The 12,811-nt window shown below is 72.5% G+C and carries 13 protein-coding genes; 4 read left to right on the forward strand and 9 right to left on the reverse strand.

All coding sequences use genetic code 11. The features are described 5' to 3' along the window. Positions 1-33: 33 nt before the first annotated feature. The gene (locus ALLO2_RS04055; protein WP_035729943.1) at positions 34-720 is read right to left on the reverse strand and encodes a ferritin-like fold-containing protein; all 687 of its coding nucleotides are present in this window, start codon (positions 718-720) and stop codon (positions 34-36) included. Positions 721-912: 192 nt separating this feature from the next. On the opposite strand from ALLO2_RS04055, the gene ALLO2_RS04060 reads away from it, so the two are divergent. Further along, positions 913-2,862, forward strand: a complete 1,950-nt coding sequence (locus ALLO2_RS04060; protein WP_232234870.1) for a DEAD/DEAH box helicase — start codon at positions 913-915, stop codon at positions 2,860-2,862. 54 nt (positions 2,863-2,916) lie between these two features. On the opposite strand, the gene ALLO2_RS04065 is transcribed toward ALLO2_RS04060, so the two are convergent. The 3 genes from ALLO2_RS04065 to ALLO2_RS04075 form a co-directional block, all read right to left on the reverse strand. Continuing rightward, positions 2,917-3,312 (reverse strand): hypothetical protein, encoded by a 396-nt coding sequence (locus tag ALLO2_RS04065; protein ID WP_023841352.1) that lies wholly within the window; start codon positions 3,310-3,312, stop codon positions 2,917-2,919. Between the two features lie 7 nt (positions 3,313-3,319). Further along, complete coding sequence (locus ALLO2_RS04070; protein WP_035729831.1) at positions 3,320-4,300, reverse strand: ParA family protein; 981 nt, start codon at positions 4,298-4,300, stop codon at positions 3,320-3,322. A gap of 175 nt (positions 4,301-4,475) precedes the next feature. Beyond that, positions 4,476-4,850, reverse strand: coding sequence for an antibiotic biosynthesis monooxygenase (locus ALLO2_RS04075; protein ID WP_035729833.1), 375 nt, complete (start codon positions 4,848-4,850; stop codon positions 4,476-4,478). Between the two features lie 53 nt (positions 4,851-4,903). Between ALLO2_RS04075 and ALLO2_RS04080 the strand changes: the two genes are divergently transcribed. Then, positions 4,904-5,536, forward strand: coding sequence for a hypothetical protein (locus ALLO2_RS04080; RefSeq protein ID WP_011438186.1), 633 nt, complete (start codon positions 4,904-4,906; stop codon positions 5,534-5,536). Here ALLO2_RS04080 and ALLO2_RS04085 read toward each other — a convergent pair. Continuing rightward, positions 5,523-6,740, reverse strand: coding sequence for a pyridoxal phosphate-dependent aminotransferase (locus ALLO2_RS04085; RefSeq protein WP_011438187.1), 1,218 nt, complete (start codon positions 6,738-6,740; stop codon positions 5,523-5,525). The two genes, ALLO2_RS04080 and ALLO2_RS04085, sit on opposite strands and share 14 nt — an antisense overlap. 126 nt (positions 6,741-6,866) lie before the next feature. Further along, the gene (locus ALLO2_RS04090) at positions 6,867-7,712 is read right to left on the reverse strand and encodes a PD-(D/E)XK nuclease family protein (protein WP_023841351.1); all 846 of its coding nucleotides are present in this window, start codon (positions 7,710-7,712) and stop codon (positions 6,867-6,869) included. 403 nt (positions 7,713-8,115) lie between these two features. Between ALLO2_RS04090 and ALLO2_RS04095 the strand changes: the two genes are divergently transcribed. After that, on the forward strand, positions 8,116-8,397 hold the full coding sequence (locus ALLO2_RS04095; protein WP_011438189.1) for a chorismate mutase: 282 nt from the start codon (positions 8,116-8,118) through the stop codon (positions 8,395-8,397). A gap of 68 nt (positions 8,398-8,465) precedes the next feature. On the opposite strand, the gene ALLO2_RS04100 is transcribed toward ALLO2_RS04095, so the two are convergent. The 3 genes from ALLO2_RS04100 to ALLO2_RS04110 all read right to left on the reverse strand — a co-directional run bounded on the left by ALLO2_RS04100 (position 8,466) and on the right by ALLO2_RS04110 (position 12,092). Then, positions 8,466-9,077, reverse strand: coding sequence for a DUF1003 domain-containing protein (locus ALLO2_RS04100; protein ID WP_011438190.1), 612 nt, complete (start codon positions 9,075-9,077; stop codon positions 8,466-8,468). Next, positions 9,074-10,417: a magnesium transporter MgtE N-terminal domain-containing protein gene (locus ALLO2_RS04105; protein WP_035729835.1), complete on the reverse strand. Its 1,344-nt coding sequence runs from the start codon at positions 10,415-10,417 to the stop codon at positions 9,074-9,076. The genes ALLO2_RS04100 and ALLO2_RS04105 overlap by 4 nt, the downstream gene beginning before the upstream one ends. 193 nt (positions 10,418-10,610) lie before the next feature. Further along, the gene (locus ALLO2_RS04110) at positions 10,611-12,092 is read right to left on the reverse strand and encodes a TerD family protein (protein ID WP_023841349.1); all 1,482 of its coding nucleotides are present in this window, start codon (positions 12,090-12,092) and stop codon (positions 10,611-10,613) included. 113 nt (positions 12,093-12,205) lie between these two features. Here ALLO2_RS04110 and ALLO2_RS04115 point away from each other — a divergent pair, with 113 nt between their 5' ends. Continuing rightward, positions 12,206-12,781, forward strand: a complete 576-nt coding sequence (locus tag ALLO2_RS04115) for a suppressor of fused domain protein (protein WP_023841348.1) — start codon at positions 12,206-12,208, stop codon at positions 12,779-12,781. Positions 12,782-12,811: the final 30 nt, after the last annotated feature.

Raw genomic sequence — 12,811 nt, forward strand, 5'->3', positions numbered from 1 at the left:
ACCGGCGTCGCCGCGCCGGTCGGCGGGCCCGGATCAGGCGGACAGGCCCAGTGCCGCCATCCGCCGGCCATGCGCCGCCATGATGCGGTTGAAGATCGCCGCCAGCGCCTCCAGGTCGCCAACCCCGACCAACAGCCCGGTGAGCGCGTCGCGATCGACCCCGACCCGCTGGGCCTGCGTGAGCGCCTCACCGACGAGCCGACGGGCCCACAGCGCCAGCCGCCCGGCCACCGTCGGGTTGGCGCTGATCGCCGCGCGCACCCGCTCGACCGCGAAGGCTGCGTGCCCGGTGTCGTCGAGCACCTTCAGAACCAGTTCGCGTGACGGTGACGGAAGCCGCGCCGCGATCTCGCGATAGAAGTCCGCCGCGATGTTGTCCCCCACGTAGGCCTTCACGAGGCTCTCCAGCCAGTCGGCCGGGGCGGTCGAGTTGTGGAAGGCGGTCAGTGGCGCGATGAACGGGGCCATCGCGAGCTCCCGGTCGACGCCGAGCCGGTCCAGCTCGTCGCTGATGGCCTGGAAATGGGCGAACTCGGCGGCGGCCATCTTCGCCAGGGCGATCTTGTCGGCAACGGTCGGTGACATCCGCGCGTCGGTGGCCATGCGCTCGAAGGCGGTCAGCTCGCCGTAGGCGAGCAGGCCCAGCAGATCCACGGTCGCCTGGTCCACGGTCGCCTGGTCCACGGTCGGTGCGGGTCCGGCATCCGGGGACGGGGGCACCCGATTGTCAGAGTCACCTACCTGACCGGGGGCGGTGATGGCGATGGGTGTCGCCGGGCCGGTCGGGGTCCGTGTCGTCTGTGCCACAGGCGCGATTCTGACACCCGCCGCAGTCGCTGTCGGCAAACACTCCTGCCAAGGAGCCCCCACCCGGGGTTACACCGGCTATGCTGGGGGCAGCCAGGGGTCGTTATGTCACCTCGGCCGCCGTGTAGCAGGCGTCGCCTCGTCACCTGTGCACCCAGAGTTGCCATCGAGGGCACCGGGGCACATGGATTTTCGGGTCGCGGGCGCCGCGCGGCTCACCGCGAGCGGGTTCAGCGTAGACACCGCTCAGAGAAGACCAGGAGCGTCCCGCTGTCCGTCACAGCTGAAGTACCCACAGATGATCTGACTCCCTACGAGCCACAAACCACCCCCTCCACCCCCGGGTCCCCGGCGGCACCGACCTTCGCGGAGCTCGGCGTGCGCGCCGAGACCGTCTCGGCCCTGACCGAAGCGGGCATCGTGCACGCTTTCCCCATCCAGGAGTTGACGCTTCCACTCGCCCTGGCCCGCAACGACATCATCGGGCAGGCCCGCACCGGCACCGGCAAGACCCTCGCGTTCGGCGTCCCGGTGGTGCAGACGGTGCTGGCGGCCAAGGAGGGTGCCGACGGCCGTCCGCAGGCCCTCGTCGTGGTGCCCACCCGTGAGCTGTGCGTCCAGGTGACCGCGGACGTCACCCGCGCCGGCGCCCGCCGTGGCCTGCGGGTGCTGTCCGTCTACGGCGGGCGTGCCTACGAGCCGCAGCTGTCCGCGCTGCGCGCCGGGGNCGACATCGTCGTCGGCACGCCCGGCCGCCTGCTGGATCTCGCCCGCCAGCACGTGCTCGACCTGGCCGGCGTCGGCACCCTGGTGCTCGACGAGGCCGACGAGATGCTCGACCTCGGCTTCCTGCCGGACGTCGAGCGCATCATGTCGCAGCTGCCGACCGAGCGGCAGACGATGCTGTTCNCCGCGACCATGCCCGGCCCGGTCATCTCCCTGGCCCGGCGGTTCATGAAACGGCCCGTGCACGTCCGCGCGGAACAGCCGGATGAGGGGCGCACGGTCCCGACCACCCGTCAGCACGTCTTCCGCGCCCACGCGCTGGACAAGATGGAGGTGCTGGCCCGGGTCCTGCAGGCCGGCGGCCGGGGGCTCGCCATGGTGTTCGTGCGGACCAGGCGCACCGCGGACAAGGTCGCCGAGGACCTCGCCAAGCGCGGCTTCGCGGCCGCGGCGGTGCACGGCGACCTGGGCCAGGGCCAGCGCGAGCAGGCGCTGCGCGCCTTCCGCTCCGGCAAGGTCGACGTCCTGGTCGCCACCGACGTGGCCGCCCGGGGCATCGACATCAACGGTGTCACCCACGTGGTCAACTACCAGTGCCCCGAAGACGAGAACGTCTATCTGCACCGCATCGGCCGCACCGGTCGGGCGGGCGAGAGCGGGGTGGCCATCACCTTCGTCGACTGGGACGACCTGCCGCGGTGGACGCTCGTCAACAAGGCGCTCGCCCTGCCGTTCGATGGCCCGGTGGAAACCTATTCCACCTCCCCCCACCTGTACGAGGCGCTCGGCATCCCGGCGGGCGCGAAGGGCACCCTGCCGCACGCGGCGCGGACCCGCGCCGGGCTCGCGGCCGAGGACATCGAGGATCTCGGGCAGTCCGGTCGCGGCGGGCGCCGCGGCTCGCGGACCGGGCGTGACCAGGACCGTTCCGAGCCGGCGGCGGTGCCGACCCGGACTCGCGCCCGTCGGCGCACCCGCGGCGGTGGTGCGGCGGCCGCGGGTGCGGGGCTGGCCATCGCCGCGGACCCGGCGGACCCGGCGGACCCGGTCGACGAGGACGGCCGGAAGGCCGGCGCACCCGTGGTGGACGGTGCCGGGCAGACCGGGCTGGTCGAGTTCACCGGGACCGCCCCGCTCACCGACACGGACACCGACACCGCCCGCGTCGTCTCCGCCCTGGCCTCGGAGACGGGCGTCGAGGCCGAGGAGTCGCCGCGCCGCCGGCGCCGGCGGCGCGGCAACCGTGGCCGCGGCACGGGCACGATGCGGGAGGCCGGCGACGGCACCGAGGCCGACGCCGACGCGCCACCCCGAGCCGAGTCGGCCTGACACCCCGGCCCCCGGCCCCGCATACCCGCGGGGGTCGCCGGTCCGCGGGGGTCGTCAGCCCGCGGGCCGAAAATGCAGGCCCAGCCGGACCCAGCTCAGCCGCCGGCACGAGGGACAGCGCACCAAGGAGGGATGCCGGAGCCGGACCAGCGGTAGATGGACGCTCGGCGTCAGGACGCGCAGCGCGTGCCAGGCGCCGAGGGAGCTGGTCTGCCCGCATCGGGAGCAGTTGACGGTCAGGCTGGTGTTCGGCGGTGTCACGGGGCGGACGCCGCTGTACAACGCACGCTTTCCATGCGCGTCGCGACCCACCGTTGATCTCGCGCGAACCGGAGTGACCAGGGGAGACCGGGCGCCACGCGGACGCAGCCGGTCGAACCCGGCCGTCGCCCGGTCCTGCGCCTGCCTCCCGCCCGGCACCCGGCCGGGTGTCCGCCCGAGCTCGTTCACCGTCGGCTCACACCCGCACCTCTCCGGTGCAGGTCGGTTCGCCGACCTGCACCGGAGGGCGGGAATGGTCCCGCATGCCCGCGGGTTGGCCGTCCCCCTCCCGAGGGCGTTGCCGCCGACCGGGCGAGGTGGCCCCCGGGCCGTCAACGGTTTCGGCGGCCTGTCCAACCGCGGTTCCGGCAGGGTCAGCGATGCCAGCGATGCCAGCGATGCCGGCAGCCGTGCCCACCCCCGCAACCCCGGCGATGGCACGGGCATGCGACCGGTAGGCCTCGGCCCCCTTGGAGCGCCGTGCGGTCGTCAGGATGGACCGCCCCGTTCCCGGCGCCTCGGCGAAGCGCACCGAGCGGGCTACCGGCGGCGCCAGCACCGCGATGTCGTACCGGGCGGAGACGTCGGCGAGCACCGCCCGGCAGTGCGCCGTGCGACCGTCGAACAAGGTCGGCAGCACGCCGCGGACCCGCAGGCCGGGATTGGTCAGCCGCTGCACGTCGTGCACCGTGTCCAACAGCTGGCCGACGCCGCGGTGGGACAACGTCTCGCACTGCAGCGGCACGATGACCTCGTCCGCCGCCGTCAACCCGTTGATGGTGAGCACGCCCAGGGAGGGCGGGCAGTCGATGAGGATGAAGTCGTACTCGTCGACGATCTCGGCGAGGGCGAGCCGCAGCGCGTGCTCCCGCCCGGNGCGTGACAGCAGTACCGCCTCGCAACCCGCCAGCTCGATGGTCGCGGGCAGCAGATCGGTGCCGTCCGGTGTCCTGGTGATGATGATGCCGGCGGACAACCGTCCCAACAGGACGTCGTGCACCGACAGTTCGAGGGCATCCGGATCCAGCCCGAGCGAAAAGGTCAGACATGCCTGTGGGTCGAGATCGACCAGCAGGACCCGACGGTCCAGCTCGCACAGCGCGGCACCGAGACTCGACACGGAGGTCGTCTNGGCAACGCCGCCCTTCTGATTCGCAACAGCGAGTACTCGGGCCACACCGATCAGTGTGGGGGCGTGACCGATCCGTCACAACACTTGACGAGCGAAAATCTCGACGCGCCCCCGAGGCCACTCCGCAATCACCCTAAGTCGGACACCGACCAGCCATCCGCAACCCCGGTGGATCCCGGGGTACCACTCGTCTCATCCGGTGTGCGCCGCCGGGCGCGGGTCAGTTCGAGGCGGGGGCGGCGGNCTGCACCACCTCGAACGACCACAGCGTGGCCGCGGTGGCCGCGGGGGCACCCTGCCCCCCCGCCGGGGCCCCGTGGCCCGCCGGAGCGCCCTGACCGGCCGCGGTCTGCTCCGCGGCCTGCCGGTGGCCCTCACCGAACGCCTGCGAGGACTGCCACTTCTGGAAGTCCTCCTCGCTACGCCAACGGGTGTAGACGAGGTAGGTGTCCGTGCCCTCGATCGGGCGCAGCAGCTCGAACCATTCAAACCCGTCGGCCTGCTCCACCATCCCGGCGCGGCCGGCGAACCGCTTCTCCAGGGTGTCTCGCAGCTCTGCGGGCACGGTCAACACGTTGATCTTGACAACGCTCATGTCTTCAACCGTAGTGCGCGGGATCCATCACCGCACCGCTAGAGTCCCCCGACGTGCCAGGTCTTCCCCGTGTCGCCGTCCTCGGTCTCGATGCCGCCGGAGCCGCCGCGACAATCACACTCGCCGACGGTGGGCTGACCGTCACCGCGTTCTCCGAGGGCCCCGCGCCGCCGCCGTCCCTCGCCGAACTCGCCACGCACGATCTGACTGATCGTGTCGTCGCCGTGACTCCCGCTACGTTGCGCCTGGTCGGAGCCGCCGCGCTCGGTCCGCCTTTTGAGGTGCATGGCGCTCCCCAGCCGGATGGCGAAGCCCACCCGCTCGGCGTTTTCGAGGCCGTGGTGCTCACCGGCCCGGCGGCGCGGCTAGGTCCGGCCGGGACGGGCTCGGCCCGTTTCGGCGAGGTCTTCGATCTCGAGGTTCCCTGGCTGTTCCATGTCGCGGGTCCCGCGCGGCTCGCGGCCGCCCAGGCCCGGTGGATCGGGGAATACCTGCGCGGGCGGTACGCGCCGCCGTCGCCCGATGAGATGGCCGCTCGCCCGCGACTGGCCGGCCGATCGCTGCGCGGCGGGACACACGGTCAGCTGACAGCGCTGGACCGGGAGCTGCACGCGGGGCATACCCGGGCGGCCGAAGCCGGCTACCCGATGCCCCAGCCGCCTGGGACAGGCCTCAACCCGGGGTAGCCGGGGTAGCCGCCGGGGTGAGACGGGCAAGCCGCCGCGCCGCGGCCTCCAGGGTCGTGAGCTTCTTGGGGAAGCCGAACCGGATGATGTGGCGGCCGTCCGCCGGGTCCGCGAAGAACGACGAGCCGGGAACGGTGGCGACCCCGATCCCGGTGGCCAGCCGGCGAGCGAAGGCCACGTCGTCACCGGCCGGGTCGAGCGCGCGGGTGTCGCACATCACGTAGTACGCCCCGTCCGGTTCCCGGAAGGTGAAGCCGGTCCGGGCGAGGGCCGCGCAGAGCAGGTCCCGCCGTTCCCGGTACTGCCGGGCGAGATCGACGTAGTACGTCTGCGGCAGGTTCATCGCCGCCACCCCGCCGGCCTGCAACGGTGCCGCCGCCCCGACGGTGAGGAAGTCGTGCACCTTGCGGATCGCCGAGGTGTAGGCGGCGGGCGCGATCGTCCAGCCGACCCGCCAGCCGGTCACCGCGTAGGTCTTGGACAGCGCATTGATGGTGACGGTGCGGTCCTCCAACCCGGGAACGGTGGCCGGCGGGATGTGGCCGCCCGGGCCCAGGTAATGGATGTGCTCGTAGATCTCGTCGGTGAACACGAGCGCGTCGTGGCGCTGGCAGAGCTCGGCGACGAGGTCCAATTCGGCGCGGCGCAGCACCTTGCCGGTCGGGTTGTGCGGGGTGTTCAGCACGATGGCGCGGGTGCGGTCGGAGAACGCCGCACGCAGCTCCGCCTCGTCGATCGTCCAGTCCGGGGCATGCAGGCGGACGAGCTTCGGCCGGGCGCCGGAGAGGATCGCGTCCGGGCCGTAGTTCTCGTAGAACGGCTCGAACATGATCACTTCGTCGCCGGGGTCGACCAGCGCAAGCATCGCCGCGATCATCGCCTCGGTGGAGCCGCAGGTCACACAGATCTCGGTGTCGGGGTCGACCGACCAGCCCGGGTAGGTTCCGGCCACCTTCGCGGCAACGGCGGCGCGGAACTCCGCGGCTCCCCACGTGATGGCGTACTGGTTCACGTCCGCGTCGATGGCGGCCTTGGCCGCCTCCTTGAGCTGCGGCGGGCAGGCGAAGTCGGGGAAGCCCTGCGCGAGGTTCACGGCGTCGTGCGCGAGAGCGAGCCGGGTCATCTCCCGGATCACCGATTCGGTGAAGGTCGCGGCCTTCGCGGAGACCCGCGGCCGGGCGGGCGTGGCGGTCTGGTCGGGCACCGTCTCATGATGACGCCTCTCCCGGCCCGGTGTCCGGCGCCCCGGTGTCCGGGCCGACCCGGTGTCCGGGCCGACCCGGTGTCCGGGCCGACCCGCCGGTCGCCGGCGCCCTGGTACGCCGATGCCTCAGTCCTCGTCGCCCTCGTCGCCGAGGGCGTCCCAGGGCTGGCGTTCGGGGCCGGCCGCCTGCCCCTCGGGGCAGTGGCTGCGGAAATCGCACCACGAGCACAGGGGGCCGGGGCTCGGCGGAAACGCCCGTTGCGGATCCTCACCCGCCCGCAGGGCCTCCGTCGCGCGCACGGCGTCCGCCGCGACCGACTCCGCCCGCCGCACGTGCCGGGCGATGCTCGCCTCGGTGTGCTCGGCGGCCGCGACCCGCCCACTGGGCACGTGGTGCAGCTCGACCCGCCGGCATGGTTGGCGCAGCATCCGCCCGGCGGCCAGGGCGTAGAGCGCGAGCGCCGGGGACGATCGCGCATCGTCGTCGGTGACCGGCCGGCGTCCGGTCTTGTAGTCGACGACGACCAGCTCCCCGTCCCGGTCGTCGAGACGGTCCACCCGTCCGGAGAAGGCCAGCGCCTCGGTACGGGCCGCGACCGAACGCTCGACCCCGCGCGGCTCGGCCGCCGGATCGAGGTGCGCGACATAGTCATGCGCCATCCGCGCGCCGCGCTCGCGCCACCGGTACGACTGCTCACCGTCCCGGAAACCCTCGTCGACCCACAGCAACCGCAACAGCGCCGCGGCCCGCTGTGGGACCCGTTGCTCGATCGGCCCCTCCCACCAGCGTCGCAGCGCGTTGTGCACGCTGACGCCGAAGGAGGTGTGCGCCCAGGGCGGCCCCTTGGGCGGCCGCGGCCGGTCCAGATACGTCATCCGGTACCGGCGGGGGCAGTCCTCGAAGGCCGCCAGCCGCGACGGCGTGCAGGAAAAAAGCCGGCGGGGCAGGCCGGTGAGCTCCAGTTGCGCCATCACTCACTCTATAGTCTCTACCGGCCTCGCCTCGGTTACCGGACGCCCGCTCGGGCGGCGCCGCCCGAGTCAAGGCGAGGGGTTAATCAAGGCGAGGGGTTAATCAAGGCGAGGGATTAGTCGGGGTGGGGGTTACCCAAGAGCCAGGGTGGAGGGTACCCAAGAGATCAGGCTCCTGGACGAATCGGCGCGCGGCTGGCATGCTCTTGCCATGCAGTGCAGTCGACTCACGTGCCGCCGACTCGCATGTCACGGCACGTCGCTACGGCTGTTTTATGGGGACCGGGCACGGTCCCCGCTCCGCCGCTGATCTCACGCGGCACAAGCGCCAGACCCAGGCCCGGTCCGCCTCCGGGTTGTCTCGGCCTGGGGTGCGCCGGGCCTCCGACCGAAAGGCCCACTTGTGGAGAACGTCGTCGACGCCCCCAGCACCGCGCCGGCCATCGCCTCGATCGACGAGGGACGACAGCTCATCGATGACATCGATGCTCAGCTGCGTGATCTCGTCGCGACCCGGCGGGATCTGTCCCAGCAGATCCAAGCGCTGCGCTCGGCCGAGGGCGGGCCTCGCATCCAGCACGCCCGGGAGAACGAGATCATCGCGATCTGGGCGGACAAGCTGGGGCCTCGTGGGGTCGAGATCGCGATGGCGGTGCTGACGCTCTGCCGCGGTACCGTGCGGTAGGCACCCGGGTATCCGCNGGTGCGGCGCGCGGCCGCCGTTCGCACCAGCCCGCCGCACCGGCCCGATCATCACGGCGGACGTAACGAACGCTCGCCCCCCCGCCGCCGTCGGCGTTCCCGGTCGCGGTCCTTCGCCCGGTCACCGTCCGGCCCCTCCAGCTCCGCGAGCAACCCCCGCAGCTCCGAACGCAGAAAGTCCCGGGTGGCGAGCTCGCCGATCGTGATGCGCATCGCGGCCAGTTCGCGGGCGAGGTATTCGGTGTCCTCGCGGTTACGGATGGTCTGCTCGCGGTCCTGGGCGAGGTTCGCGCGGTCCCGGTCATCCTGGCGGTTCTGCGCCAACAGGATGAGCGGTGCCGCGTACGCGGCCTGCAGCGACAGGACCAACGTCAGAAAGATGAACGGGAAATTGTCGAACCGGACGGACTGCGGGGCGATGATGTTGTAAGCGACCCACAGCACAATCACGACGCTCTGCGCAACGAGGTACCGGGCCGTGCCGATGAAACGCGCCACCCGCTCCGCGATCCGCCCGAAGGCGTCCGGCTCGTAGGCGGAGCGCAGGGCGGACCGCCGGGACAGCCGCGGCTGATCGAGGCGGGCGCCTCGCGGCCGGCGGCGTCCCAGACCTCCCAGACCTCCCAGACGTCCCAGACCTCCCAGACCTCCCAGACGTCTCATGAGGCGGCCGGGGAGCTGCCCGCCTCACCGCGGGAGCCTGGTTCCACGTCGCCCGCGGCGGGCGGNGNCAGTGCCCCGGGGGNCGCCCGCGCATCCACGTCCGCGTCGAGCTGTCGCTCCCGCCAGTTCGCGGGAAGCAGGTGGTCGAGCACGTCGTCGACGGTGACGACGCCGACGAGCCGGCCGGCGCGGTCGAGAACCGGTGCCGCCACCAGGTTGTAGGACGCCAGATGACGGGTGACCTCGGCCAGCGGGNTCTCCGGCCGCAGCGAGGCGATGTCGACGTCGATCACGCCACCGACCAGGGTCGCCGGCGGCTCACGCAGCAGCCGCTGGAAGTGGGCGAGACCGAGGTAGCGGCCGGTGGGCGTCTCGTAGGGCGGACGCACCACGTAGACCTGCGCGGCGAGCGCCGGGGAAAGCTCGGGTTCGCGGATGCGGGCCAGCGCCTCGGCGACCGTCGCGTTCGGGGCGAGCACGACCGGCTCGCTGGTCATCATGCCGCCGGCCGTGTCGTCGGCGTAGAGCAGCAGACGGCGCACGCCGGCGGCCTCGTCGGGCTCCATCAGCCGCAGGAGACGCTCCGCGTCGTCGGCGGGCAGCTCGCCCAGCAGGTCCGCCGCGTCGTCGGGGCCCATCGCCTCCAGCACGTCGGCGGCCCGCTCGTCGGCGAGTCCCCCGAGCAGCTCGACCTGCTCGTCCTCCGGCAGCTCCTCGAGGACGTCGGCAAGCCGCTCGTCGTCAAGGGCGGCGGCGACCTCCGCGCGCCGTTTCTCGGACAGGTCATGCAGCAGCGACGCGAGGTCGGCGGGCCGCAGCTTCTCGAACGCAGCGAGCAGGTTCGCGGCCCCCTGCCCCTCCTCGGGCAGCGAGAAGCCGGTGACCTCGTCCCAGGCAACCGTCTTCACCTCGCCGCGCCGGCCCCGGCCGACCCGCACCGCCACCTGGTCGAGCACCCAGTCGCCGCCGCGGACCAGTTCGATCGCGGCGTCGACGACGGTCACCTCGACACCGGACGAGATGAGCGTCACCCGCCGGTCGAGCAGCTCGCCGAGCACCCGGGTCTCGTTCGGGCGCTGTTGGAAACGCCGCCAGCTCAGCCGGGCCGAGGACAGCACCACCGCGCCCGACTCCACCCCGGTGACCCGGCTCATCGGCACGAAGATCGGTCGGCGTTGGACCTCGACGGCCAGGCCCAGGACGCGGGGCGGCTCATGCCCGAGTCGCAGCGTCGCGATCACATCGCGCACCCTGCCGACCTGGTCGCCGTTCGGGTCCAGGACGAGCAGGCCCGCCAGCCGGCGGCAGTAGACGCGGGACGGGGCCGGGCGGGAGACCATGCCCATCACCGGGCGATGCCTGCGAAGTGCAACACACCGGCCCACGACGGCGCTGCAGACCTGTTCACGGCCGGAGGTTACCCGGCCCGGGACATCCCACAACCCGGAGAGGTCGGCCGGATCAACACCGTCGCGCGGGCCGCCGGCAAACCGCCCGGCGTTCCGGGGCCGGGGATCGGCCTACAGGCACTGCCTACAGGTACTGCCTCGACGGATTGACCATGGCGCGGACGGTCTTGCCGTCATGGAACTCCCCGATCGCCGTCATCGACCAGGTGGGAGCCCCGCGATCGCGCTGCACCCGGCACATCACCAGTCCGGTGGACGGCTTGGAGTCGGACAGGTCGAACCGGACAAGCTCCTGCCCGGTGAGATCGTCATACAACCGGCAGTAGGCGTTACGCACCTCGACGAAGGTCTGTCCCTGGAAACTGTTCACCGTGAAGATCAGGGTGACGACGTTCCCCGGCAGGGCACCGAGATCGACCAAGATTGTCTCGTCGTCCCCTTCGCCATGGCCGGTCAGGTTGTCCCCGGAGTGGCGCACGGCTCCCCGGGCGCCTTTCTTGGACATGAACCAGACCTTGTCGACGTCCTTGCCGCGCTCGTCGAACAGGATGCAGGACGCGTCGAGGTCGATCGACTTCCCGTGCTGGGCCGGATCCCACCCAAGGCCCATCCGGACCCGGGTGAGCGGCGGCGCGCCGGTCTTCACCAGCGAGACGCTCTGCCCCTTGGCGAGCGATACCCGCCCCTTGTCCAGGTTCACCCGGCCACCCTGCTGACCGGGCGCTCCCGGCGCGGGAGGCGGCGGACCCCACTGCTGACCACCCGGCTGCGACCCCCACTGCGGGCCCCCCGCCGGGGTCGGCGCGGGCGGCGGACCCCACTGCGGCTGAGCGGGCGGGGGCGGCGGCGGACCCCACTGCTGACCGGGCGGGGGCTGCGGTGTCCCCCACTGCGGCTGACCGGGCGCTCCCGGCGCGGGAGGCGGCGGACCCCACTGCTGACCGCCCGGCTGCGACCCCCACCGCGGGCCCCCCGCCGGGGTCGGCGCGGGAGGCGGCGGACCCCACTGCCGACCGCCCGGGGGCGTGCCGTACGATGCCGGGGCTGCCTGCGGGTGGGGCGGGGCCACGGGTGGCTGCACGACCTGCGTCGCGGCCTCGGAGGTGCCGGGGTCGTCGACGGTGATGCCGAAGTCAGTCGCGATGCCGGCCAGCCCCGAGGCGTAGCCTTGGCCGACCGCCCGCACCTTCCAGGTCCCGGCGCGCCGGTAGAGCTCGACGAGAATCAGCGCCGTCTCGCTGCTCAGCCCGGACGGATCGAAGCGGACGAGCTCGGCGCCGCCACGCGCGTCCCGCACCACGATGCTCAGGCCGCGCAGGGCGGCGAAGGTGGCCGGCCCGCTGCCGTCGAGACTCCCGGTGACGACCACCTTGTCCATCTCCGGCGGGACCGCGGCCAACGTGCACTCCAGCGCGGACGGCGGTACGAGACGCACCCCGGGACCCGTCGGCTGGTTGAAAAAGACGAAGTCGTCGTCGGTGCGCACCTTGCCGTGGATGGTCACCAGGATCGCCGCGATGTCCAGCGGACTCGACGAGGCGATCTCGACCCGGACGTCGGTAGTGGGCAACGCGGCGTTGCCGCCCTTGGTCAGCATCTGTGCCATGAACCCCTCCAACGTCGCACCACGATAACTCCCGCACCGGCCACGACGGTTCCCGGGATCACTGCCGACCATACGATCGCAGGTATGGAACAACGTGGCGGGGCATCGGCCTGGTGAGCGACAGCGCGATCCTGCGATCGGTCGAGGAGCATGCGGCGGCGCTCTTCGGACCGGACACCGGTCGGGCCGCGGTCACGTTCCTCGGCACCGACCAGATCGAGGTGCTGCGGTTCGGCCCGGACCAGGCGGGCGTCATCCGCTATCTCACCCTGGGTATGTCCCGGGAGCCGATGACGGCGGCGACGACCGTGCGCGACCCCGCCGGCCCGCGGGCCGAACTCGTGCTGTCCCTGCGCGGGCGGCGCGACAGCGTGCTGCGGCGGTTGGCCGTGCTGGCCGCCGTCCCGACGGTCGAGGGCCGTCCGGTGGCTCCCGGGTCCGGCCTGGATCTCGGGGAACCGCTCTGGGACGGCGCACCGTTCACCGCGGTGCTCGTCGGCGAGCCCGGCGGGCTCATCCCCGATCTCGCCACCGGGCTCGCACCTGTCCGCTTTCTCCCCCTGCTTCCGATGACCCCCAACGAGTCCGCCTACAAGCGGGTGCACGGCCCGGACGCGCTGCACCAGCGGTGGCTGGCGGCCGGGACGGATCTGCGCGACCCCGGCCGCCGGGAGGTCCATCTCGGCTGACCCCCGGCGTGGGGGTGATCCGCTGTGAAC

Origin of the sequence: Frankia sp. Allo2 (assembly GCF_000733325.1) — a bacterium.
GTDB lineage: Bacteria > Actinomycetota > Actinomycetes > Frankiales > Frankiaceae > Frankia > Frankia casuarinae.